The following is a 24,194-nucleotide window of genomic DNA, read 5'->3' on the forward strand; positions in this document are numbered from 1 at the left end:
GGGGCTTGACCCGCGGCTGTCCGGTTTAATTTTCGCGGGACCACCCAAACCCCTCGTCGTCATGGCCGGGCTTGACCCGGCCATCCACGCGCATCCGCATAACGCGCTGTTTCCATTCGATTTTGTTCGGCGCCACGGGGATGCCCGTGTCAAGCACGGGCATGACGGAGTGTGGGGTGATGGCGTCGCGTTCCGTCCGGGCTCGGCGCTAAAGCGCCTCCATCCGGCGGCGCAAATCCAGCATCTCGGTGTCGGCGACCAGCACGTCGTCCCAGGTCACCACCTGGCCGGCCGGCAGCGGGCGGCGCATCACCGCCCCTTCGGTCAGCCCGATCGGCACCGCCCGCTGAGCCAGGGCATCCATGGCCGGCAGCAAGCGGCCCCAGACGGTGAAGCCGCCGGCGCCGTCCAGAATCTCGGCGGTGGCCAGGTCGCGCTTGGCCACCGCCACCACGTCGGCCGAGAAGCCTTGCGGGCAGCCGGTATCTTCGGACCTGACCACCGCGTTGATCACCGACACCGCCAATTCCATGCCGACCAGACGGTGGCTGCGCCAGCGGGTCGAATAGCGGCCGCTATCGTCGGTGCTCAGGCCGTAATCGGCGAAGCAATCGGTGGCATAGTCGGACGGCGTGCAAAAGGTCAGCCACACCCCCCAGCGCAGATCGCCTGCGACGTGGCGGCCATCGCGTTCCTCGGACGACACCACCTCGATCTGGCCCAGGCGCTCCAACCGGCCGCCGTCCCACGAGGGCCTCATGACGCGGGCCAGGTCGTGGTGGCCGCAGGGCGGGAAGGTCAGGCCGCCGCCCGGAGGCGTCAGGCCGGTGGCATTGGCCACCGCCGCCATTTCCAGCGCCGAACGGGTGCCATCGACATGGGCGGTGTAGACCTTGGCCTCCATCCCGGCGGCGCGGGCCTTTTCGGCGGTGATGCCGACATGGCTCCACACCGTGTCGGGGGTGGTGGCCTGGTAGCCGGGAAGCCATTTGGTGCCCTTGCCGGCGGCGGCGATCTCGAAACCGCAGGCCCGTGCCCAATCGACCAACTCGCAGACCAGCGCCGGCTGATCGCCATAGGCCAGGCTGTAGACGACGCCCCGGTCGGCGGCCAGGCGGGCCAGCAGCGGCCCGGCCAGGGCGTCGCAATCGAGGTTGGCCATGACCACGTGGATGCCGGCGTTGATTGCCGCCTGGGCGTGGCGGATGCCCAGGGCGGCCTTCGAGCCGGCTTCGATGATGACCTCAAGCCCGGGCTGATCGGTCAGGGCCAGCGGCTGGTGGGTCACCCAGGTCGAGCCGTTGGCGATGGCGTCGGCAAGCGAGCGGGCCACCACCTTGGTCGGCGGCCACAGGGTCAGGGCCAGAGCGGTGTGGGCGCGTTCGGATTCTGTGTCTGCGACGGCCGCCACATGCAGGCCGGGAATGTGGCGGGCCTGGGCCAGGAACTGGGTGGCGAAGCGGCCCGCCCCGATCAGGCCGACCCGGATCGGGTTGCCGTCGGCGGTGCGGGCGGCGAGCAGGGCGCTCAGGCTCAAAGGATTGCCTCCCCAACGATGGTCTGGGATCAAGCCTATCGTCCAGAGTGTCCTTTGAAAACAGACTCTTTCCGCCAAAGCTGGCCGGGCTTGGCCAAAAGCGAATTTTTAATACGTCTGTTGTACACTTGTCCTTTATTGCCCGGTGATGCAGGGGGGCGGTGCCTCCGACTTCATCTGTTCGCCCGGGCGGGCCGGTTGGTGCAAGCCGGCGACTGACGATGATCAGAAATCTTCGCACGCCCCCTCGAATTTTCCTTGCCCGGGCTCCATGTCAATATCGAAGGGGCCAAAGGTCCCCGGTCGTTGGCCCGAAGGGAGAGACCGAGATGCACGGCGATGATGTCTTCACCCACTATGCGCGCTCGTACGAGGGCCGCAAAGACGTCGAGATGAGCCTGGCGGATTATCTCGACCTGTGCCGTTCGGACCCCATCACCACCGCCAGCGTGGCCGAGCGGATGATCGCCGCCATCGGCGAGCCCGAAATCATCGATACCGCCAAGGATGCCCGGCTGTCCCGGGTGTTCATGAACCGCACCATCAAGGTCTATCCCGCCTTCGCCGAGTTCTTCGGCATGGAAGAGACCATCGAGCGGATCGTCGGCTATTTCCGCCACGCGGCGCAGGGGCTCGAGGAAAGGAAGCAGATCTTGTACCTGCTGGGGCCGGTCGGCGGCGGCAAGTCCAGCCTGGCCGAGCGGCTGAAGGCCCTGATCGAGCACCAGCCGATCTATGTGCTGAAGGCCGGCAAGGAAGTCAGCCCCTTGTTCGAAAGCCCGCTGGGCCTGTTCGACCCCGAGACCATGGGGCCGATGCTGGAAGAGAAATATTCCATCCAGCGCCGCCGCCTGCCCGGGCTGATGAGCCCGTGGGCGGTCAAGCGCCTGGAAGAGTTCGCCGGCGACATCGCGCGCTTCAAGGTGGTCAAGATCTATCCCTCGCGCTTGAAGCAGATCGGGGTGTGCAAGACCGAACCCGGCGACGAGAACAACCAGGACATCTCGACCCTGGTCGGCAAGGTCGATATCCGCAAGCTCGAGATGTTCTCGCAGAACGATCCCGACGCCTATTCCTTCTCGGGCGGCCTGAACCGCTGTACCCAGGGATTGATGGAATTCGTCGAGATGTTCAAGGCCCCCATCAAGATGCTGCACCCGCTGCTGACCGCCACCCAGGAAGGCAATTACTCGGGCTCGGAAAATATCGGCGGCCTGCCGTTCCAGGGCATCATCCTGGCCCATTCCAACGAGGCCGAGTGGCAGACCTTCAAGAACAACAAGAACAACGAGGCCTTCATCGACCGCATCTGCGTGATCAAGGTCCCCTATTGCCTGCGGGTCACCGAGGAACAGCGCATCTATTACAAGCTGATCAGCTCGTCGGAACTGTCCCAGGCCCCTTGCGCGCCCTCGACGCTGGAGATGCTGGCCCGCTTCACCGTGCTTTCGCGCCTCAAAGAGCACGAGAACTCGAACCTGTTCTCGAAGATGCGGGTCTATGACGGCGAGTCCATCAAGGAGACCGATCCCAAGGCCAAGCCGATGCAGGAATACAAGGACGCGGCCGGCGTCGACGAGGGCATGGACGGCATCTCGACCCGCTTCGCCTTCAAGGTGCTGTCATCGACCTTCAATTACGACACCGCGGAGGTCGCCGCCGATCCGGTCCATCTGATGTATGTGCTGGAACAGGCGATCCGCCGCGAGCAGTTTCCCGACGACACCGAGAAACGCTATCTGGAATTCATCAAGGGCGAGCTGGCGCCGCGCTATGCCGAATTCATCGGCAACGAGGTGCAGAAGGCCTATCTGGAAAGCTATCACGATTACGGCCAGAACCTGTTCGACCGCTATGTCGATTATGCCGACGCCTGGATCGAGGATCAGGACTTCAAGGACCCCGACACCGGCCAGTTGCTGAACCGCGAATTGCTGAACCAGGAGCTGTCGAAGATCGAAAAGCCGGCCGGCATCGCCAACCCCAAGGATTTCCGCAACGAGGTGGTCAAGTTCTCGTTGCGCTCGCGCGCGGCCAACAAGGGGCGAAACCCCAGCTGGACCAGCTACGAGAAGATCCGCGAGGTGATCGAGAAGCGGATGTTCAGTCAGGTCGAGGACCTGCTGCCGGTGATCAGCTTCGGATCGAAAAAGGATTCCGACAGCGAGAAGAAGCACCACGAATTCGTCGAACGCATGGTCAGCCGCGGCTATACCGAGCGCCAGGTCCGCCGCCTGGTGGAATGGTACATGCGGGTCAAGCAGGCGGGGTGAAAGGAGAATTGAGACACAGATGAACACAGATAAACACAGATAATATCTATATAAGTATCGGTGTTCATCGGTGTTCATCTGTGTCTCAAAAAATGCCTCTGGTGATCCGGAGCTGGTCCCATGAACATCATCGACCGACGCCTGAATCCTTCCGGTAAAAGCCTGGCCAACCGCCAGCGCTTCCTGCGTCGCGCCCGCGCCCAGATCATGAAATCGGTGCGCGAGGCCTCGGGCGGGCGCTCGATCACCGACATCGCCGGCGGCGAGCGGGTGTCGATCCCGATGGATGGATTGCGTGAGCCCAGCTTCCACCGTTCCGCCAAGGGCGGCACTCGCGATCATGTGCTGCCCGGCAACCGCGACTATGTCGAGGGCGACACCATCCCCAAGCCCGAACAGGGCGAGGACGGCGATGGCGGTCCCGATGGCAGCCCCGATGGCGGCGGCGAGGACGATTTCCACTTCATCCTGTCCCGCGACGAGTTCCTGGACATCTTCCTGGAAGATCTGGAACTGCCCGATCTGGTCAAGCGCAACATCGCCAAGTCGGAATCCTTCATTCCGGCCCGGGCCGGCTGGTCGGTGACCGGCTCGCCGTCGAACCTGAATCTGGTGCGGACCATGCGCAACTCGTTGTCGCGCCGCATCGCCTTGAAGCGGCCCAAATCCGACGAGATGAAGGAACTGGAAGACAAGATCCGCGCGCTCGAGGAATCGGGCGACGATCCGGAACTCCTGAGCGAGCTGCGCCTGCTGTTCGACCAGATGCTGACCAAGTCGCGGCGCGTGCCCTATATCGACCCGGTCGACGTGCGCTACAACCGCTTCGAACAATTGCCCAAGCCGGTGACCCAGGCGGTGATGTTCTGCCTGATGGACGTGTCCGGCTCGATGACCGAACACATGAAGGACTTGGCCAAGCGCTTCTTCATGCTGCTCTATCTGTTCCTGAATCGGCGTTACAAGCACGTCGACATCGTCTTCATCCGCCATACCCACGAGGCGAGGGAAGTCGATGAGGACACCTTCTTCTATTCCACCGAGACCGGGGGCACGGTGGTTTCGACCGCGTTGACCGAGATGAAGCGCATCATCAAGGCGCGCTACAGCCCGACCGACTGGAACATCTATGCCGCCCAGGCCTCGGACGGTGACAATACCAGTTCCGACAACGCGACCTCGGCGGCGCTGCTGGAACACGATTTGCTGCCGCTCGCCCAGTATTTCGCCTATATCGAGGTCGGCGCCGAGTACAAGGACTGGCTGGGCCGCGAGACCGATTTGTGGCGGACCTACAAGGTGGTGGCCAAGCCGGGCGGCAATCTGGCCATGCGCAAGGTTCGGGTGCGCAGCCAGATCTTCCCGGTGTTCAGGGAATTGTTCTCGCGGGAGGGGGTCAATGCCATCCTCTGACGCCCCATCCTTGCTGTTCGACGGCGCCGACTGGGATTTCGACAAGGTGCGCCGCGTCCACGACGCCATCGAGGAGATCGCCACCACCGAGATGGGCCTGTCCACCTATCCCAACCAGATCGAGGTGATCACCGCCGAGCAGATGCTGGACGCCTATTCCTCGATCGGCATGCCGTTGATGTACAAGCACTGGTCGTTCGGCAAGCATTTCGCCGCCGACGAATCGATGTATCGCAAGGGCATGCGCGGCCTGGCCTATGAAATCGTCATCAATTCCAGTCCCTGCATCAGCTACATCATGGAAGAGAACACCATGGCGATGCAGACCCTGGTGATCGCTCACGCCGCCTTCGGCCACAATCACTTCTTCAAGAATAACGGCCTGTTCCGCCAATGGACCGACGCCAAGGGCATCCTGGATTACATGGATTTCGCCAAGGGCTATATCATGCGGGCCGAGGAACGCCACGGCCATGCGGCGGTGGAACGGGTGCTGGACGCGGCCCACGCCTTGATGAACAACGGCGTGCATAAATATCCCCGCAAAAAGGTGCCCGACCTGGCCGCCGACCTGCAGCGTGAGCGCGAGCGCCAGGCCTATTTCGAGCAGACCTATAACGATCTGTGGCGCACGCTGCCGAAATCGCCGGAAGGGGTGCACGAATCAAGGGAATTGGCCGATCGCAAGGCCCGCCTGGGCCTGCCGGAAGAGAATCTGCTGTATTTCCTGGAAAAGACCGCGCCCAAGCTGGCGCCCTGGCAGCGCGAGATTTTGCGCATCGTCCGCCACATCGCCCAGTATTTCTATCCGCAGCGCCAAACCAAGGTGATGAACGAGGGCTGTGCGACGATGTGCCACTACCACATCTGCCACCGCCTGCACGACAAGGGGCTGATTTCCGACGGCGCGCTGTTGGAAATCCTGCATTCCCATACCAACGTGGTGTTCCAGCCGGCCTTCGACGATCCGCGCTATTCGGGGCTCAATCCCTATGCCCTGGGCTTCGCCATGATGGAGGACATCAAGCGCATCGCCGAGACTCCGACGGCCGAGGATCGCGACTGGTTCCCCGACATCGCCGGGTGCGGCGACCCGTGGGGGGCGTTGCGTGCCGCCTGGGCCGATTACCGCGACGAAAGCTTCATCCTGCAGTACCTGTCGCCGTCGGTGATGCGCAAGATGCGGCTGTTCCGCCTGCATGACGAGGAAAAGGCGAAAGAGATCAAGGTCGCGGCCATCCACAACGAACGGGGCTATCGCGACGTGCGCCAGACCCTGGCCCGGTCCTACGATATCGGCCGCATGGCCCCCGACATCCAGATCGTCGATGTCGATCTGGAAGGCGACCGCCGCCTGGTGGTCCAGCACCGCGTCGCCGACGGCATCTTGCTGGACGAGGCCGAGGCGGTGCGCACGCTGCGCCAATTGGCCAATCTATGGGGCTACGAGGTCCGCCTGATCGAAATCTCGGCCGAGACTGAAGTGGTGCTGAAGCAGCACGAGGATGTGGGGCCGAGCGAGTAGGGGGCTATTGCCGCGGCTACAGCGTCACCACCCGGTCGCGGCCCGAGCTCTTGGCCTGGTACAGCGCTTTGTCGGCGCGGTTGACCAAATCGTCGATGCTGTCCTTGTCGGCCAAGGTGGCGACGCCGGCGCTGATGGTTTGCGTCTGGCCGGTCGGGAAGGGCTGGGTGCGCATCGCCGCGCACAATCGCTCGGCCAGCGCCTGGGCCTGGTCGGTCCCGCTTTCCAGGCACAGGACCATGAATTCCTCGCCGCCCCAGCGGCCGACGACATCGGGGGCGCGGGCGGTGTGGCCAAGAAGTTCGGCGGTCTTGACCAGGACCTGGTCGCCGATCAGATGGCCGAACTGGTCATTGACCGCCTTGAAATAGTCGATATCCAGCAAGATCACCGAAAACGGCCGTCGATAGCGGATGAAGCGGTCGTACTCGCGTTCCATCCGTTCGTTCAGGCTGGCGCGGTTGGCCAGCCGGGTCAGGGTGTCGGTCCGCGACAGCATGAACAGCTGCCGGTTGACCCGTCTGAGCTTGGAAACCCAGAACAGGCTGGTCAGCAAGATGACCGAGAAAAACGCCACCACTTGCGCCAGCAGCCGATAATCGATACCGGTCTGCACGGTGATGGCGACGTGGCGGTTGGCGATCTCGGCCCGTTCGGACGGCGTTATCTGGGCCACCGCCAGGTTCAATCGGTCGCGCAAGGCGATCTGTTCCTTGCGCACGCCGATGCGCAGATTGTTCTCGTAGCCGGGCACCTGACCCGAGATTTTCAGATTGAACCACCCATCCTTCTTGATGGTGTAGACCGCCACGATCATCGATCGCATGGTCATGTCGGCCTTTTTCTGCGCCACCATGGCGAAGGCTTCGGCCTCGCTGTCGGTGGTGACCACCTTCAGGTTCGGAAAGTCGCGGCGTACCCGTTCCTCGATCGACGTCCCCTTGGGCAGAACCAGCGTTTCCCCGGAAATTCCGGCCAGATCATCGACGAAGGAATGGTCCTCGCGGGTGACGATGACGTTGCGGTCGATGAACACCGGGTCGGTGAAGACCAGCCATTGGTCGCGCTTGGGCGACTGATTGAGGAAGCTCAGGACATCGCACAGCCCGGCCTGCGAGGCGGCGATGCTTTCGTCCCAGTCCTTGGTCGGATGAAGCGAAAGGCGCAGGCCCGCCCGGTCGGCCACGCGTCGCAGCAGGTCGGCCGCGATGCCCTGGTGGGTGCCCTGGGCATCGATCACCTCGTAGGGGGGCCAGTCGGGATCGACGCAAAAGGTGACCGGCCCGTCCTCGCCGGCGGCCGCCGCCTGGGCGGCCATGCCCAGGATCAGCCCGCAGGCCAGGGCCAGCCGGCGCATGGGGGTCAGAACCACAGGCCCATGCCGGTCATGACGGCATAGCCCTGATTGTGGTTGGCTGCGTCGCCGGACGGCGTCTCGTCGTCATAGACGATCCGGCCCACCGACCCCATCACCGCCACGCCCGGCCCCAGCGTGTATTTGCCGGACATCTGGACGATGTCGATGCGGTCGCTGTCGGGATTGGACATCAGCCCTTCGACTTTGGAATTGTAATAGGCGGCGCTGACGCTGGCCGGGCCGGTTTCGTACTGGAGTCCGACATCCCATGACCGGCCGCTATGGTCGATGGTGCCGGCCTTCGCCGCCCCGGGGCGCAGATCGTGGCGTTCGTTGCCATACGAGCCGCCGATGGTGATGCCAAGGAAAGTCGCCTGCCCGCCCACCGAGACGGCGCGGACATCGTTCTGCTCGGCGCTGGCCGAGCTGAGATGGCCGCCCAGCCAACCGGCCGACAGGGCCAGCGCGACCGGCCCGACCGTCCCGCCATAGGACAGCCCGGCGGCGAAGACCTGCGATCGGATCGCTTGGGCCGAATCGTCCTCGGAAAGCGCGCTGGGGGTGTAGGACACCGCCAGGGTCAGACCGTGAAAGGCGGGGGTGAAATACAGGATCTTCTCGGCGTTGTCGTCGTGGTCCAGACCGGTCTGGTTGCCGCTGTACATGGTGCTGACCGCGCTGGGGCGGGGGATGATGGTGTCCGAGGCCAGGCCCTGCGGCGGCCCCGCCCACAGGCCGGCGGCATCGGGCGCCGCGACATGGGCCAGCGACGCCGCGTTATAGTCGCTACCCAGTTCCAGCTTGCCGAAACCGCCTTCCACCCAGGCGAACGACTTGTCGATGGTGTCGGTGTTGGTGGTGGTGTGTCCGCCACCTTCCAGCTCGATCTTGACGCCCATCTTGACGCCGTTGTCCAACACGGTCGAGCCGATGAAATGGACCTCGTTGTCGCCCTTGACGTCGGTGTTGGAATAGGCGGCGTTGGTGGCCGTCTCGAAGTCGTTGTCGCTTTGGGCGGCGACCAGCCACCACTTGGAATATCCGCCCAGCTTCAGGTGAATTTTCTCGGCCGCATCGGCCGGTAGGGCAGGGGTCAGAAATCCGGCGGCGACCGCCAGGGCCAGTTTCGTCTTCGCTTGTTGCATGAACCCCGCCGCTCTTATGATGGAGGAAGACTATACCTTTAGAAGGGGGTGGTCCAGTCTGGAACGATCGCCTTATAAACAACCGCGCCCCACCCGCATGGGCGGTGCCGCACCATCCCAGTCAACTACTCAGACGGCATAGGCGACGAAACAGCGCTCGCCAACCCTGGAATTGTGGTGTACCCAGGATGTCCATGTTGCACTGCAATATGGCCGGAGGGCCATTTCGTTTCGAAAACCGCTCCAGCAACGCAATAATTACCCGGGACGGGGGCTTGCCAGCTGTGTAAAGTTTCTTTCTAACCAGATTGGCAACGCGGCAGAGACCGCGTATAACGAACCACTAATATAAACGTCCCGTTTCTCGAGGCAGGGGAACACAGATAATGCAGATCGCCATACCAAAGGAGCGGCGGGCCGGCGAGGCTCGCGTCGCGGCCTCCCCCGACACCGTCAAGAAGTTTGTCCAGATGGGCTTCGACGTGCTGGTTGAAACCGGCGCCGGCGCCGGCGCTTCGATCGCCGACCAGGTCTATATCGATGCCGGCGCGACCATCGCGCCTGACGCCAAGACCGCCCTGGCCGGCGATGTCGTGCTGAAGGTGGCCCGCCCGACCGATGACGAGATCGCGTCCATGAAGGAGGGTGCCGTGCTGATTTCGGCGCTGGCCGCCCTGACCAACAAGGAGATGGTCGAGAAGCTGGCCGCCCGCAAGGTCACCGCCTTCGCCATGGAACTGGTGCCGCGCATCACCCGCGCGCAAAGCATGGACATCTTGTCGTCCCAGGCCAATCTGGCCGGCTACAAGGCGGTTCTTGACGCCGTGCACGAATTCAAGCGCGCGGTGCCGATGATGATGACCGCCGCCGGCACCGTGGCGCCGGCCCGCTTCCTGATCCTGGGCGCCGGTGTCGCCGGCCTGCAGGCCATCGCCACTGCCAAGCGCATGGGCGGCGTGGTCTATGCCTTCGACGTGCGTCCCGCCGTCAAGGAGCAGGTGGAATCCTTGGGCGGCAAGTTCGTCGAGGTCGACCCGGAAGCGACCAAGGACGCCGAGACCAAGGGCGGTTACGCCAAGGAAATGAGCGAGGATTACAAGAAGAAGCAGGCGGCCAAGATCGCCGAGACCCTGGCCAAGACCGACATCGCTATCTGCACGGCGCTGATTCCCGGCCGTCCAGCCCCGGTGCTGATCACCGAGGACATGGTCAAGGGCATGCGTCCGGGCTCGGTGATCGTCGATCTGGCGGTCGAGGCCGGCGGCAATTGCCCGCTGTCCGAGTTCGACAAGGTTGTCGAGAAGCACGGCGTCACCCTGGTCGGCCACGGCAACGTGCCGGCGCGGCTGGCGGTCGATGCCTCGTCGCTTTATGCCAAGAACCTGCTGAACTTCATCAGCCCGCTGGTGAACAAGGAAACCAAGGACCTGGCGTTCAACTGGGACGATGAGATCCTGAAGGGCTGCTGCGTCACGCGCGACGGCCAGATCGTTCATCCCGCGTTGGCCGGTTAAGGAGTAAAGGCAATGGATCCCAAGGAACTTGTCGACGGCGCGGCAAAGCTTGCCACCGACGCCGAGGCGATGGCTCAAAAAGCCGCCCTGCTGGCCCAGCAGGCCACCCAACTGGCGGTGGCCACCGGTGACGGTATCGGCTTCATGAGCCTGTTCACCATCTTCGTCCTGGCCTGCTTCGTGGGCTATTACGTGGTGTGGCGGGTCACGCCGGCCCTGCATTCGCCGCTGATGGCGGTGACCAACGCGGTGTCGTCGGTCATCATCGTCGGTGCCCTGATCGCCGCCTCGACCGACGTCATGGCCTCGAAGGTCCTGGGCTTCTTGGGCGTGGTCCTGGCATCCGTCAACATCTTCGGCGGCTTCCTGGTGACGCAGCGCATGCTGTCCATGTTCAAGAAGAAGCAGAAGTAAGGGGGACGGGACGATGTCTGCCAATCTCACGCAATTCGCCTATCTGGTCGCCGGGATCTGCATGATCATGGCGCTTCGGGGCCTGTCCTCGCCCGAGACCTCGCGCTCGGGCAATACCTGGGGCATGGTCGGCATGGCCATCGCCATCGCCACCACGATCTTCACGCCGAAGGCCGCCTTCCTGCTGATCCCGCTGGGCATCGCCATCGGCGGCGGCGTCGGCTGGGTCGTCGCCAAGAAGATCGAAATGACGGCGCTGCCGCAATTGGTCGCCGCCTTCCACTCGCTGGTCGGTCTGGCCGCGGTGTTCGTCGCCGGTGCCGCCCTGGCCGCGCCCGCCGCCTATAACATCGTCGCCGCCGACGGTGGCATCAAGGTCGCCTCGTTGATCGAGATGAGCCTGGGTGTGGCCATCGGTGCCATCACCTTCACCGGTTCGCTGGTGGCGTTCGCCAAGCTGCAGGGCCTGGTGTCGGGCAAGCCCCTGGTGTTCCCCGGCCAGCACATGCTGAATGCCGGTCTGGGGATCGCCATGGTGGTGCTGATCATCATGTTCGCCCTGTCGGGCGGCTCGATCACCTTGTTCGTGCTGATCACCCTGGTCGCCCTGGCCTTGGGCTTCCTGCTGATCCTGCCCATCGGCGGCGCCGACATGCCGGTGGTGGTGTCGATGCTGAACTCGTATTCGGGTTGGGCGGCGGCCGGCATCGGCTTCACGCTGGGCAACCCGCTGTTGATCATCGTCGGCGCCCTGGTGGGCTCGTCGGGTGCGATCCTGTCCTACATCATGTGCAAGGGCATGAACCGCTCGATCTTCAACGTCATCCTGGGCGGCTTCGGCGGCGAGACCTCGGGCGCTGCGGCGGCCGGTGGCCCCGGCGGCGACAAGGCGGTCAAGGCCGGTTCGGCCGACGACGCCGCCTTCATCATGAAGAACTCGTCCAAGGTGATCATCGTGCCGGGTTACGGCATGGCGGTGGCCCAGGCCCAGCACGCGCTGCGTGAAATGGCCGACATGCTGAAGGCCGAAGGGGTCGATGTGCGCTATGCCATCCATCCGGTGGCCGGCCGCATGCCCGGTCACATGAACGTGCTGCTGGCCGAAGCCAATGTGCCGTATGACGAGGTGTTCGAACTGGAAGAGATCAACCACGAATTCGGCACCGCCGACGTGGCCTTCGTGATCGGCGCCAACGACGTCACCAATCCGGCGGCCAAGACCGACCCGACCTCGGCCATCTACGGCATGCCGATCCTGGATGTCGAAAAGGCCAAGACGGTGCTGTTCATCAAGCGCTCGATGGCGTCGGGCTATGCCGGCGTCGATAACGAGCTGTTCTTCCGTCCGAACACCATGATGCTGTTCGGCGACGCGAAGAAGGTGACGGAAGAAATCGTCGGCGCGCTCGGCTGATCCTTCGGCGCTTTCTGAAAAATGGCGGGCCGCACCTTCGGGTGCGGCCCGTTTTCGTTGCGTGTCAACCGAAAGAGGTGCTAGGTAAAGTAGTCTTTGTTTCGGCGAGGTGCGCCATGAAGTTGCTGCTTACGGTCATTGTCGCGCTGTCGCTTGCCGGTCCGGCCCTGGCCAAGACCTGCACGAAGGGCAAGCCCTGCGGCAAGAGCTGCATCGCGGTCAGCAAGACCTGCCACAAGTGACAGGACACGGATCGCCACGGACTTTGGGGAAGTTCCCTACGCCCCCTGGATGATCACCCCGTACCAGCCCAGGCCTTCATAGGTCTCGTAACCGGGCGTCAGGGCAAAGCCGATCAGGCTGTCGCCGTCCTGGTAATAGCCCTGGGTCTGGCCCTTGGTCTCGAGCGGGAAATGCTCGGACAGCAAGCCATGGCGGTCGGAATCGGCGATGATGCGGTGGTCGCGGTCCAGCAGCAGGCAGCGCGAGCGGCTTTTCTCCTCGGCGCCCAGGCGGACGCCATCGACGATGGCCTGGCCCTGGGCCTCCCAGTCGAAGAAGATGCCCATGGCGCCGATCGGCTGGCCGTCGGCCTCGCCGCCCGCGCGGATGGCGGTGGCATAGGTGGCGGCGATCGCCCCGCCCAGGCAGGGGATGCGGCTGATGTCGGCGACGGCGAAGTCGCCGCCATGGGCGGTGGCCATGGCGTCCTTGAACCATTGTTGGCCCGAGACGTCGGTGCCGACCACCTTGGCATAGCGCCCCGAGCGGCCATTGGCGATGACCCGGCCGCTGGAATCGGCGATCCACAGATCCAGATAGACGGTGTAGGAATCGAGGATGATGCCCAGCCGCTTGGCGGCATGGTGGGCCAGGTCCTGGCGATCGGGGGCGGCGGCGCAGTCGACGACGGCCGGGTCGGTGGCCCACCAGCGGACATCGCACGAGCGTTCATAGAGGTTGCGGTCGGCGATCTCGACGGCATTGTGGGCCAGGTCGGCCAGGCGCTCGCCCCGGACGCGATCGACTTCCGCCGCCAGATGACGGCCGAATTCGGACAGGGTCTCGAGTTGGCCCTTCAATTCGCCGCGCAAGGAATCGGTCAACTGGGCGATCTCGCCCGACACCGCCTTGACCTCGTCGGCGACGACGGCGAAGCCACGGCCCATCTGACCGACCCGTTGGGCCTCGATCGAGGCGTTCAGGGCCAGCATGCGCGAGCGCCGGGTGATGCCGTGAATGCGGTCGATCTTCTGATCGGTGACGGCCGCGACCGAATCGGTGATTTCCAAAAGCTGTGCAATCGACGACATGCGCGGCGCCTTCCCTGTGATCTGACCCCACGGGCAGAGTATGCGGGGGCACGCGGGAAGGCCAATGCACAGAATGCGCACATGCATGCATTTTAGGCATGCCATCGGCGGCAGCAATTTGATCAAGAAATGGGCAGACGGGAGGCGTACTCTTGGTGCTGCGGGCCGGATGTCGGGGGACGGGGACAGGGGGGAGAAGCCCGAGGCAAACGGTGCCGCAAACACCAAGAGCGCCGCGAGTGTTGCATCGCGGCGCTCTTTAGCATTTGACTTTGGTCAGCTGATAACCTGGCCCGATAAAAATATCGGGTGCAAGGGCTGTTTAGAAGCCCTCACGCTCCAGGCGCTTACGCTCCAGCTTGCGGGCGCGGCGCACGGCCTCGGCCTTTTCGCGGGCGCGGCGCTCCGAGGGCTTCTCGTAGTTGCGGCGAAGCTTCATCTCGCGGAAGACACCCTCGCGCTGCATCTTTTTCTTGAGCGCCTTAAGGGCCTGATCGACGTTGTTGTCACGAACGAGAACTTGCACGTTACGTCACCGCTCCTCTACGCTGAATTTCGTCCCGACGCACGGCGACAGGCCGTCCGGGAAGCGGGTTGATACCACAGGCTTGCCGCCTTGTGAAGGGATTGATTCAAAAAAAGCCATGGCCATTTTGAAGATCGCCCGCATGGGCCACCCCGTCTTGTCGCGCATCGCCGATCCGGTCGCCGATCCCACCGATCCCGAGGTCCTGCGCCTGATCGGCGACATGATCGAAACCATGGAAGATGCCGGCGGCGCCGGGCTGGCGGCGCCGCAGGTCCATGTGCCGTTGCGGGTGGTGGTGTTCCACGCCCCGGCCTATCGCAACGAAGGGGTGGCGGTGCCGCTGACGGTGTTGATCAACCCCATGGTTGAACCGCTCGACGGCGAACGCCATCTCGGCTACGAAGGGTGTCTGTCGCTGCCCGGCCTGACGGGTAAGGTGCCGCGCTTCACCCATATCCGCTATGGCGGCTATCAGCCGTCGGGGGCGTGGCTCGAGCGCGATGCCCAGGGCTTCCACGCCCGCGTGGTTCAGCACGAATGCGACCATCTGGACGGGGTGCTGTACCCGATGCGGATGGACGGCCTGGCCAGCTTCGGCTTCGCCGACGAGGTCCGCCGGGCACAAGAGGAGTTGGCGTGATGAGTGAGCCTGAGTTTGACAAGATCAGGGACCAGCTGGTGCTGGCCGTCCTGCCCCATGCGGTGTTCGAGGGCTGGTCGATGACCGCCTTGCAGGCCGCCGCCACCGATCTGGGCCTGGACCCCAGTATGCCTGAGCGGGCCTTCCTGGCCGGCCCGGTCGCGGCGGTCGAGCATTTCGTCGCCCTGGCCGACCAGATGATGGTCGAGGATCTGGCCGGCACCGACATGGCGGCGTTGAAGGTGCCCGAGCGGGTATTCAAGGCGGTGGCGGTGCGGCTGGAACGCTGGCAGCCCCACCGCGAGGCGATCCGCCGCGCCATGGCCCTGCTGGCTTTGCCCGGCAACGCGCTGGCGGCGACCCGCGTCACCTGCCGCACCATCGATGCCATCTGGCGGGCGGCCGGCGACACTTCGCACGATTTCTCGTGGTACACCAAGCGGGCGACCCTGACGGCGGTCTATAGCGCGACCATGCTGTACTGGCTGGACGATTCGTCGGACGATGGCGCCGACAGCCTGGCCTTTCTGCGCCGCCGGCTGGCCGATGTCGGCCGGGTCACCCAGATGCGGCGAAAGGTGGAAGGCTGGCTGACCGGGACCGGGGGGCGGGCGCGTCGCCCGGGCCGGCCGGCGGCAAGGCCGGCTCAGCGGTAACGCGACACCAGCTTCAGCATGGTATCCAGGCTGATCGAGGCGAAGGTGGCGCGCGCGGTGTCCTCGATCTCGGTCAGCACCCGGCACAGGCCCTGGCCCTCGGGGGTGTCGTCGCCATCCTCGCGCTCGCCCTGGGCGATGGGGTCGATGGTCTCGAACAATTGGATCACGTCCAAAAGCGTGGTGCGTCGGGCGTTGCCGGAAAAGCGATAGCCGCCGCCGGCACCCCGGACCGCCTCGACCAGGCCGACCCGGCCCAGCGAACGCAGCACCTTGGCCAGGTGGTTGGTCGAGATGCCGAACTTCTCGGCGATTTCGTTGGCCGACAATTGCCGCGCCGGGTCGGCGGCCAGCTCCAGCACGGCGAACAGGGCGCAACGGGTGGCCTTTTGCAGTTTCATGGCGCCAGATCCGTTTCCAGCTGGATGAAGGGGCCGGCCATCAGGCCCTGGCTGCGGAAGAAGCTCATCACCAGGGTATCGTCACGGGCCAGCATGGTGCGGACCTTGGTAACGCCGGCCTTGCGGAAGCGGTCGCACACCGCCTGGAACAGCATCTCGGCGACGCGCATGCCGCGCGCTTCCTGATCGACGCCGATGGCGAACACCCAGCCGCACGGCGGCGAGCCGAATTCCCAGGCGCGAATCTCGCCGATGATGAAGCCCAGCACCTTGTCGCCGTCGGCGGCGCACAGAAAGAAGCGGTTCAGGCGGGTCTTCGAGGCGCGGGGATTGGTTTCGTCGCCCGAACAGGAATAACGCCCGAAGATATCGTTCCAGTATTCGGGCTTCTCGATGCCGGTGATCTCGACGTCGAGAGCCACGACCTGCGGCAGGTCTTCCGGCCGCGCCAGGCGGATCACATAGGTACGGTCACCCGCACGACACTGTCCTGTGGACATGCGTCACACCCCTCGTTGTTCTTGATTCTGTTCTATGGCAGGGCAAGAAGAATGACAATGGTAAATCGGCACGGAAATGCGGATTTCTTGACGTTGATTAAGGTTTTGACTCTCAACCTTCGTGGCGGCGATAGGCGATGCAATCGTCGCACACCGTGCCGGTGACGTCCTTGGCCAGGTTGGCGGCGCGCAAATCCTGGAATGGCTGCGAGTTCCACGCCTCCAGGAAGGGGGTCTTGGTCAGGTCGCCCATGTTGAAGCGGCCGTCATGGTCGAAGCAGCAGGCCGACAGATGGCCGTCCCAGGTGACGTGGCCTTCGGTGAACAAGGCCCAGCAGGGCAGCGGGTCGCGCATCGCCTCGGCGCGGCCGACATTGCCGGCCACCGGCATGGTGCCGCGCTCGCCGGTGGTCAGGCCGGCCTGACCGTACAACGGCAGCCAGTAATGCTGATCGACGAAGGGGGCGATCTTGTCCACGGCCGCCGCCATGCGCTCGCGCTGTTCGCCGTCATACTGGATCGACGAGGCGTAAAGGCCGCAGGAATGCCCGGTGCGGGCCGCCACCTCGTCGCGCACCCCCCTTGATGCCTGGATGTTGGCGACCACCGTGTCGAAGCAATCGACCCGGGTGATTTCCTTGGCCTGGTCGGCATCGGCCCAGTTGAACGAGAATTTCAGCGAATTCAGCCCGGCCTCGAACAGGGACTTCAGCTTTTCCGGGGTGGCCAGCCGGCCGTTGGTGGTCAGGAACACGTAAGGATAGCCCAGATCGTGCTTGGCCACGGCGATGGCCTCGGCCAGGCGGGGATAGAGCATCGATTCGCCCAGATAGAACATGCCCAGTTCCTGGACGCCGGCTTCCCGCATTTCGGTCATCAGGCGGACCAGGAAGTCCCAATCCATGTCGCGCTTGTCGCGCAGGCGTTGGCTGGTGGCGCAGAAGAAGCAGGACAGGTCGCAGCGCGCCGTCAGCTCGATCTTGACGCTGGGCGGGCAGGGCGGCGTCGGGGTGCGATAGGCGGGCGGGATGCGGGTGATGGCGTCGATGCGTTCGGTGATCATGGCGGCTGGCCTTTCCTTGACACGGACCATGATCTAGTGTCCTGCCCCAGAAATTCGCAAGTGAATTTCTGGGATGAGCAGGCCACTAATCTGTTGAGTTGTGTGGTGATTCCGATGTCCGCATTTTGATGCGAACTTCGGAACCACCACACTAGCACGGAAGGGTTACCGAACCGTGACCCCGCACCACTGGCGCCACAGGTCACGCATCGCACCCTCGAACTGCCGACAATGGCCGTCGAAATCCATGATGGACGAGGATTGCATGGCCGGACGCAACGACGCTCGATAATCGGCCAGCCGGTCGGGGCTGGCGGCCAGGGCCGCCGCCTTGTCGATATAGTCGGCGGCGGTGAAGGCGGCCAGTTCGGGACAGCCGATCCGGTTCAGGTGGCTGAAGGTATAGCGCCCATAAACGCCCGGCCCCACCAGCGTCACCACCGGCACCCCCATCCACAGCGCGTCCTCGCTGGTGCGCCCGCCGGTGAAGGGAATGGTGTCGAGCATGATGTCGACGCGGTTCAGGGTGGCCAGATGCTGATCGTAGCCCGGCACCCGGCCCAGGAGTTCCAGCCGTTCCGGCCCGATTCCGTGGGCGGCCAGCCGGTGGCGGACCCTGGCCGCCAGGTCCGGATCGTCCAGGCCGCCGCCCTTCAGCAGCAGGCGCGAGCCGGGCACGCGGGCCAGCACCGAAGCCCACAGGGCCAGGGTGGCATCGGACAGCTTGGCCGGGTTGTTGAAGCTGGCGAAGGTGACGAAGCCATTGGCCCGGCTGGGCGGCGGGCCGATGTCGGGGCTGGCATCGTAACGGGTGACCTGGAAGCCGCCAGCCAGAGAGACCGGCTTCTCGACGCACCAATCCTTGGCGCGGCCGTCATAATCCAGCCACGGATCGACGATGGTGGCGTCCATCGCCGCCAGGCCCGAACTGGGCGAGTTGCACAGATAGCTGATCTGCACCGGGGCGGGCTTTCGGGCGCAGACCAGGATGCGGTTGTCGCTCCAATGGCCCATGGGGTGGACCAGGATGTCGATGCGGTCGGCGCGGATGCGTTCGGCCACCTGCGCGTCGCTCATGGCGTGGACGAAGCACCAGGCATCGGCATCGGCTTGCATGCGCAGGGTTTCGTCGTCGGGCGCCGGCACATGGGCATAGACCGAGACATGGACCTCGTCCCGATGGTGATGGGCCAGCACCGGGCCGATATTCTGGCGCAGCACATGGTGGTACAGCGCGGGCGACAGATAGGCGATGCGCAAGCGCCGGTTGGCGTCGCGATCGACCAGGGCCGGCCTTGCCAGTTTCGCCAGGGCCGGCTCGCGCATCTGGCCGAAGCGTTTGAACTCGGCCGCCACCTCGACGGCGCTGACCCCATCCATGAAGGGCAGGGTGACCAGCAGCGAATGGTGCGGCAGAGCCACCTCGGGGGCCAGCGCAATGGCCTCGCGGAAGCAGGCCACCGCCTGATCCATCTCGCCCAGGGTTTCCAGGGCATTGCCCAGATTGGTCAGTTGCGCCGGTGATTTCGGCGCCTGGCGCAGGGTGGCTGCCGCCTCGGCCGGCCGGCCCAGCTTGTGCAGCGCCTGGCCCAGATTGACCAGCGAATCGGCGAAGGCAGGCGCCCGGGCCAGGGCGCGGCGCAGGGCCTGTTCGGCCCGGTCGGCGCGGCCCAGGCGCAGCAGCGCCCGGCCCAGATTGTTGAGCGGGCGCGGATCATGGGGCGACAATGTCGCCGCCTGTTCGAACAGCTCGATGGAGGTGGCCGGCTCGGGGCCGTCGGCCAGCAAGGTGGCCAGGTTATAGGCGGCGTCGCCCAAGGTGGGATCGGCGGCGAAGGCCTGGCGGAAGGCCTGCAGGGCGCCGTCCAGGTCGGCCAAGGCGTGACGCGCGTTGCCCAGCGTGTTCCACGCCTTGGCGTGATCGGGCGCCAGCGCGACGGCGCGTTGCGCCAGGGGGATTGCTTCAGCGGGTTTGCCCCGTTGCAGGCACGCCACCGCCAGCAGGTGATGGGCCTCGGCATGGTCGGGGCAGGCGGCGATGACCGCACGATAGACCGGCTCGGCCTGGTCCAGCCGGCCGGCGCGGTGATCGGCCAGGGCGGCGGCCAGTCGGTCGTCCGCTTCGCTCATCGGGTCGCCATCGGTTCGTACCAGTCGCGGGCAAAGCCGGCCTGGGCACGGGCGTCATGGTTGAACGGGCTTTTCAGGCCGCCGGGGAAGCGGGCGGTCAGCAGCGATTGGTACAGGGCCTTGGAATCCTGGCCCCGGGCCTCGGCCAGATGGGTGAACCAGCGGACCCCGGCGGCGACATGGGTGATCTCGTCCTCGTAGATCACGCGAAGGGCCGGCGGCGTCAGCGTGTCGCCGTTGGCGGCCAGCTTGACCATGGTCGAAGGCGTGGTGTCGAGGCCGCGCGCTTCCAGCGTCATCGGCACCACCACCAGGCGGGCGGCCAGATCGTCGGCGGTCTTCTCGGCCGCCTGCCACAGCCCGTCATGGGCCGGCAGGTCGCCATAGGCGGCGCCCAATTGGGCCAGCAGATCGGCCAGCATCTCGAAATGGACGGCCTCGTCCAGCGCCACCTGGACCCAATCGTCATAGAAGGCCTTGGGCATGGCGTCTTGGGGAAAGCGGGCGACGATGTCCCAGGCCAGGTCGATGGCGTTCAGCTCGATATGGGCCAGGGCGTGCAGCAGGCCGATGCGGCCCTTGTCGCCGCCATAGGCCCGCTTGGGCATCTCGCGCGGGGGCAACAATTCCGGCCGGGCCGGCCGGGCCGGCCGGGCCGGCGGCGGGCAATCACCGATCGCGGTGATCCGGCCCTGTCGCCAATCTTCGGCCAGGGCGCGGGTCAGCTGACATTTCCGGGTGGCATCATTGGTGGCGAGGACGCTGATCGCGGCCTCGGACAGGCTGGTCATCCGGCCATCCTTTTCAGGATGTCGGCCGCGTGGCCGGTGACCTTGACCTTGCGCCATTCGGCCATCAGCACGCCCTTTTCATCGATCAGGAAGGTCGAACGCTCGATGCCCATATAGGTGCGGCCATACATGGATTTCTGCTTCCACACCCCGAACAGTTCGCACAAGCGGCCGTCCTCGTCGGACGCCAGCGGGAAGGGCAGTTCATGCTTGGTGCGGAACTTGGCATGGCTGGCGACGCTGTCCTTGGACACCCCCAGGATGGCGGCGCCGGCCTTTTCGAATTCGGCGATGGAATCGCGGAACTGCTTGGCCTCGGTGGTGCAGCCCGAGGTGTCGTCCTTGGGATAGAAGTACAGAACCAGCTTGCGGCCGGCATAATCGGCCAGCGACCTTGGGCCTTCGTCGGTGATTGCTTCAAAGGCGGGGATTGCTTGTCCAACACTGACGCTCATCTTGTTGTTCCTTTCAGGTTTCCTCGGGGCCGATGCGTTCGCGCACCTGCCGTCCGGGCTGGCCGACCAGGCGGTCGAACACCTCGAGGGCGGCCTGGGCGCAATCGTCCATGCGATCGACCAGGGTCTTGAAATCCACCAGTCCGGTGGTGCGGACCAGCACGTCCTTCAGGCCGCCAGGCGCGGTCTTTTCGTCGAAATCACCGGCGATGGTCTGGCGCAGCACCAATTGCACCGCCGACCACAGCCGCCAGGCCTCGACCAGGCAATCGCGGTCGGCATCGGCCAGCAGGCCGGCCGCCGCCGCCCGGTCCAGGGCATCCTTGGTGTTGGTGCCGAAGATGCTGTGGTGGGTGGCGCCGTGGCGCAATTGCAGGTACTGGGCGGTGAACTCGATATCGACCAGGCCGCCGCGCAGATGCTTGACCTCCCAGTGGCTGGCGGCCTTGTGCTCGCGGGCCATGCGCTCGCGCATCTCGGCGACGTCCATCACCAGCCGGTCGGGATCGCGGGCACGGCCCAGGGTGCGGGCGATCAGATCTTCGACCTTGGCGCCGACATCGCCCTTGGCGGTGACCACCCGCGCCCGGGTCAGGGCCATGTGCTCCCAGGTCCAGGCGGAATCGGTCTGATAGCGTTCGAACGCCTCGATGCTGGCGGCGATCGGGCCGGAATTGCCCGATGGCCGCAGCCGCATGTCGACCTCGTACAAGGTTCCTTCGCCGGTCTGGGCGGTCAGGGCGTTGACGATGCGCTGGGTCAGGCGGGCGAACCAGACCGGCGCGGCCAGCGGGCGGGTGCCATCGGATTCGGCGGCCGGGTCCGGGCAGTCATAGACCAGGATCAGGTCCATGTCCGAGGTGGCGGTCATCTCGTGGCCGCCCATCTTGCCCAGGGCCAGGATGCACCACGATCCATTGGGGACATGGCCGTGGGCGCGGGCGAATTCCGCCTCGACCCAGGGGCACAGGCGATCCAGCACGGCGCAGGCGATGTCGGCGAAGGCGCGCGCGGCCTTTTCCGGAGCCAGCATGGCCCGAAGGGTCTGCACACCGACCTGGAACTTGCGGTCGGCCGCCCACCGGCGCGAGATGTCCAGCACCTCCTGGTAATCGGTGGCCTCGGCCAGGGCCTTTTCCAGATCGGCGGCCAGCGCTTCGAAGGGCGGCGGCGGCTCGGAAAAGGCCGGCGTCAGCACCGAATCCAGCAAATTGGGGCGATGGGCCAGATGCTGGGCCAGCTTGGGGGCGTTGCCCATCAGCTCGGCCACCAGGTCCAGCAGCGACGGATTGGAATAAAACAGCGAGAACACCGGCACGCCGGCCGGCAACCGCGACAGGAACTCGTCGAAGCGCATGAAGGCGTCGTCGGGGCTGGCGGTGGCGGCCAGCGCCGACAACAGGGTTGGCGTCAACTCGGTCAACAGCTCGCGCGCCCGGGTCGAGCGGGTGGCGCGGATGCGGCCATGGTGCCAGCCGCGAATGGTCGAACACACCGAATCGGCGTTGGCGAAGCCCATGCCGGTGATGGTGCCGACCGTCTCGGGGTCGTTCTCGCCGCCGGTGAACACCAGATTGCCGCCGACGCTGAGGGCCGGAGCCTCCTCGAACAGGCCGGCATAATGGGTCTCGACCGTCTGCAGCCGCCGGGTCAGGGCGGCGGCGAAGGCGTCAATACCGTCGAAGCCGCAAAAGCGGGCGATCTCGGCCAGCCGCTCGGGGGAATCGGGCAGGGTTTGGGTCTGCTTGTCGTCGATCATCTGCAGCCGGTGTTCCAGCTGGCGCAGGAAGCGGTAGGCCTCTTCCAGCTCGGCCGCGGCGCGGGCATCGACATGGCCGGCCGCCGCCAAAGCGTGCAGCGAGTCCAGCGTGCGCGAGCTGCGCAGCTCGGGCTGGCGGCCGCCCCAGATCAATTGCTGGGTCTGGGCGAAGAACTCGATCTCGCGGATGCCGCCGCGGCCCAGCTTGATGTTGTGGCCGGCCACCGCGATGGCGCGCCCGCCGCGATGGGCGTTGATCTGGCGCTTGATGGAATGGATGTCCTGGATGGCGGCGAAATCCAGCGACTTGCGCCAGATGAAGGGCTTGAGGAAGCGGATGAAGGCGGCCCCGGCCGCGGCGTCGCCGGCCACCGGTCGCGCCTTGATCATGGCGGCGCGTTCCCAATTCTGGCCGAAGCCCTCGTAATAGCTTTCCGCCGCCACCAGCGACACCGCGACCGGAGTGGCGCCGGGATCGGGGCGAAGGCGCAGGTCGGTGCGGAAGACGTAGCCATCGACGGTGCGCTCGTCCAGAATCTTCACCAGATCCTTGGTCAGGGCGATCATGCATTCGGGCAGCGATTTCCGGCCGCGATAATCCAGCTTCTCGTGGTCGTAGAAGACGATGATGTCGATGTCGGACGAATAATTCAGTTCGCGGGCGCCGAACTTGCCCATGCCCAGCACGATGATCCCGCAATCATTCTCGGGGTCTTCGGGATGGGCCAGCACCAGGTTGCCGCGTTGGGCCTCGCGCCGCAGCAGGAAGGCCAGGCCCTGGCGGCAGGCCAGCTCGGCAAGGTCGGACAGCGCCCCGGTGACCATCTCCAGCGGCCAGGCGCCCGAAATGTCGGCGGCCGCCGCCAGCAAGGCGACGCGACGCTTGGCCGTGCGCAAGGCGGTCATCAGGCGGGCCTGGTCGGTCTCGCAGGCCAACTGGGCCGTCATGGATTCCATCAGGTCGGCCAGGGCCTGGTCCGGCCCGGTCTCGAAGGCGTCGCACAGGAAAGCCGGCTCGAAGGCGGCGCAATGGGTCAGGAACGGCGAATGGGCGAACAGGGCGCCCAGCAGCGTCGCTGCCTTCAAATCGCCCGAAAGTGCCCGCATCCTGGTGGCCAAGGAGGGATCGTCGCATTGGGCGGCGGTTTCCTCCCAGCGTTCGAAACCGAGCGCCTGCCGGGCCGGGTCGCCGGCGGCGGGCAAAACCCGTTCATCGATTGGAAACTTCACCTTGTTATGTCCTTGCGGGTGTGATTGCTTCCCAACTTGGCCGAAGCAACGCGGCAGGGTCAAGTCGGTCTTGGAGGCGAAGGTCTAGTGGTTCACGGCGCGGTCAGAAGTCTGTTCCAACTTCTAGGTGCCCTT

21 protein-coding genes are annotated in these 24,194 nt (G+C 65.1%); 9 read left to right on the forward strand and 12 right to left on the reverse strand.

The features are described from left to right. Positions 1-208: 208 nt before the first annotated feature. A complete protein-coding gene (locus MTBLM5_RS04900; protein WP_173974675.1) occupies positions 209-1,537 on the reverse strand; it encodes an NAD(P)H-dependent oxidoreductase in 1,329 nt (442 codons plus the stop codon). Between the two features lie 329 nt (positions 1,538-1,866). On the opposite strand from MTBLM5_RS04900, the gene MTBLM5_RS04905 reads away from it, so the two are divergent. The 3 genes from MTBLM5_RS04905 to MTBLM5_RS04915 all read left to right on the forward strand — a co-directional run bounded on the left by MTBLM5_RS04905 (position 1,867) and on the right by MTBLM5_RS04915 (position 6,748). Continuing rightward, positions 1,867-3,810, forward strand: a complete 1,944-nt coding sequence (locus MTBLM5_RS04905) for a PrkA family serine protein kinase (protein ID WP_173974676.1) — start codon at positions 1,867-1,869, stop codon at positions 3,808-3,810. Between the two features lie 120 nt (positions 3,811-3,930). Next, positions 3,931-5,223 (forward strand): YeaH/YhbH family protein, encoded by a 1,293-nt coding sequence (locus tag MTBLM5_RS04910; protein WP_173974677.1) that lies wholly within the window; start codon positions 3,931-3,933, stop codon positions 5,221-5,223. Next, on the forward strand, positions 5,210-6,748 hold the full coding sequence (locus tag MTBLM5_RS04915) for a SpoVR family protein (protein ID WP_173974678.1): 1,539 nt from the start codon (positions 5,210-5,212) through the stop codon (positions 6,746-6,748). The genes MTBLM5_RS04910 and MTBLM5_RS04915 overlap by 14 nt, the downstream gene beginning before the upstream one ends. Positions 6,749-6,764: 16 nt before the next feature. On the opposite strand, the gene MTBLM5_RS04920 is transcribed toward MTBLM5_RS04915, so the two are convergent. Both MTBLM5_RS04920 and MTBLM5_RS04925 read right to left on the reverse strand, forming a co-directional pair. Next, positions 6,765-8,105 carry a diguanylate cyclase gene (locus MTBLM5_RS04920; protein WP_217424972.1) on the reverse strand — a complete coding sequence of 447 codons (1,341 nt, stop codon included), beginning with the start codon at positions 8,103-8,105 and terminating at the stop codon, positions 6,765-6,767. A 5-nt stretch (positions 8,106-8,110) separates the two neighbouring features. Then, entirely contained in the window at positions 8,111-9,250 is a 1,140-nt protein-coding gene (locus tag MTBLM5_RS04925; protein ID WP_173974679.1) for a porin, read from the reverse strand. A 386-nt stretch (positions 9,251-9,636) separates the two neighbouring features. On the opposite strand from MTBLM5_RS04925, the gene MTBLM5_RS04930 reads away from it, so the two are divergent. The 4 genes from MTBLM5_RS04930 (at position 9,637) to MTBLM5_RS19040 (ending at position 12,834) form a co-directional block, all read left to right on the forward strand. Continuing rightward, positions 9,637-10,764, forward strand: a complete 1,128-nt coding sequence (locus MTBLM5_RS04930; protein ID WP_173974680.1) for a Re/Si-specific NAD(P)(+) transhydrogenase subunit alpha — start codon at positions 9,637-9,639, stop codon at positions 10,762-10,764. Between the two features lie 12 nt (positions 10,765-10,776). Further along, on the forward strand, positions 10,777-11,178 hold the full coding sequence (locus MTBLM5_RS04935) for a proton-translocating transhydrogenase family protein (RefSeq protein ID WP_173974681.1): 402 nt from the start codon (positions 10,777-10,779) through the stop codon (positions 11,176-11,178). 13 nt (positions 11,179-11,191) lie between these two features. Beyond that, positions 11,192-12,592, forward strand: a complete 1,401-nt coding sequence (locus tag MTBLM5_RS04940; protein ID WP_173974682.1) for an NAD(P)(+) transhydrogenase (Re/Si-specific) subunit beta — start codon at positions 11,192-11,194, stop codon at positions 12,590-12,592. A 116-nt stretch (positions 12,593-12,708) separates the two neighbouring features. Next, on the forward strand, positions 12,709-12,834 hold the full coding sequence (locus MTBLM5_RS19040) for a hypothetical protein (RefSeq protein WP_256367159.1): 126 nt from the start codon (positions 12,709-12,711) through the stop codon (positions 12,832-12,834). A 36-nt stretch (positions 12,835-12,870) separates the two neighbouring features. On the opposite strand, the gene MTBLM5_RS19045 is transcribed toward MTBLM5_RS19040, so the two are convergent. Further along, positions 12,871-13,905: a methyl-accepting chemotaxis protein gene (locus MTBLM5_RS19045; protein ID WP_173974683.1), complete on the reverse strand. Its 1,035-nt coding sequence runs from the start codon at positions 13,903-13,905 to the stop codon at positions 12,871-12,873. A gap of 322 nt (positions 13,906-14,227) precedes the next feature. After that, on the reverse strand, positions 14,228-14,431 hold the full coding sequence (rpsU, locus tag MTBLM5_RS04950) for a 30S ribosomal protein S21 (protein WP_002726599.1): 204 nt from the start codon (positions 14,429-14,431) through the stop codon (positions 14,228-14,230). A gap of 118 nt (positions 14,432-14,549) precedes the next feature. On the opposite strand from rpsU, the gene def reads away from it, so the two are divergent. Further along, the gene (gene def / locus MTBLM5_RS04955) at positions 14,550-15,074 is read left to right on the forward strand and encodes a peptide deformylase (protein WP_173974684.1); all 525 of its coding nucleotides are present in this window, start codon (positions 14,550-14,552) and stop codon (positions 15,072-15,074) included. After that, positions 15,074-15,730 carry a COQ9 family protein gene (locus MTBLM5_RS04960; protein ID WP_173974685.1) on the forward strand — a complete coding sequence of 219 codons (657 nt, stop codon included), beginning with the start codon at positions 15,074-15,076 and terminating at the stop codon, positions 15,728-15,730. The genes def and MTBLM5_RS04960 overlap by 1 nt, the downstream gene beginning before the upstream one ends. Here MTBLM5_RS04960 and MTBLM5_RS04965 read toward each other — a convergent pair. From MTBLM5_RS04965 to MTBLM5_RS04995, 7 genes are all read right to left on the reverse strand, one after another. Continuing rightward, the gene (locus tag MTBLM5_RS04965) at positions 15,721-16,131 is read right to left on the reverse strand and encodes an Rrf2 family transcriptional regulator (RefSeq protein WP_173974686.1); all 411 of its coding nucleotides are present in this window, start codon (positions 16,129-16,131) and stop codon (positions 15,721-15,723) included. The two genes, MTBLM5_RS04960 and MTBLM5_RS04965, sit on opposite strands and share 10 nt — an antisense overlap. Beyond that, on the reverse strand, positions 16,128-16,631 hold the full coding sequence (locus MTBLM5_RS04970) for a GNAT family N-acetyltransferase (RefSeq protein ID WP_068501182.1): 504 nt from the start codon (positions 16,629-16,631) through the stop codon (positions 16,128-16,130). The genes MTBLM5_RS04965 and MTBLM5_RS04970 overlap by 4 nt, the downstream gene beginning before the upstream one ends. 112 nt (positions 16,632-16,743) lie before the next feature. Beyond that, positions 16,744-17,724, reverse strand: a complete 981-nt coding sequence (locus MTBLM5_RS04975) for a radical SAM/SPASM domain-containing protein (protein WP_173974687.1) — start codon at positions 17,722-17,724, stop codon at positions 16,744-16,746. A gap of 135 nt (positions 17,725-17,859) precedes the next feature. Then, a complete protein-coding gene (locus MTBLM5_RS04980) occupies positions 17,860-19,824 on the reverse strand; it encodes a tetratricopeptide repeat protein (RefSeq protein ID WP_173974688.1) in 1,965 nt (654 codons plus the stop codon). Further along, the gene (locus MTBLM5_RS04985; protein WP_173974689.1) at positions 19,821-20,615 is read right to left on the reverse strand and encodes a ferritin-like domain-containing protein; all 795 of its coding nucleotides are present in this window, start codon (positions 20,613-20,615) and stop codon (positions 19,821-19,823) included. Before MTBLM5_RS04985 ends, MTBLM5_RS04980 begins: the two co-directional genes overlap by 4 nt. Next, positions 20,612-21,070 (reverse strand): peroxiredoxin, encoded by a 459-nt coding sequence (locus tag MTBLM5_RS04990; protein WP_173974690.1) that lies wholly within the window; start codon positions 21,068-21,070, stop codon positions 20,612-20,614. The genes MTBLM5_RS04985 and MTBLM5_RS04990 overlap by 4 nt, the downstream gene beginning before the upstream one ends. Positions 21,071-21,083: 13 nt before the next feature. Further along, positions 21,084-24,059 (reverse strand): bifunctional [glutamine synthetase] adenylyltransferase/[glutamine synthetase]-adenylyl-L-tyrosine phosphorylase, encoded by a 2,976-nt coding sequence (locus tag MTBLM5_RS04995; protein ID WP_173974691.1) that lies wholly within the window; start codon positions 24,057-24,059, stop codon positions 21,084-21,086. Positions 24,060-24,194 lie beyond the last annotated feature (135 nt).

Source organism: Magnetospirillum sp. LM-5 (genome assembly GCF_902729445.1).
In the GTDB taxonomy this organism is placed as follows: Bacteria; Pseudomonadota; Alphaproteobacteria; order Rhodospirillales; family Magnetospirillaceae; genus Magnetospirillum.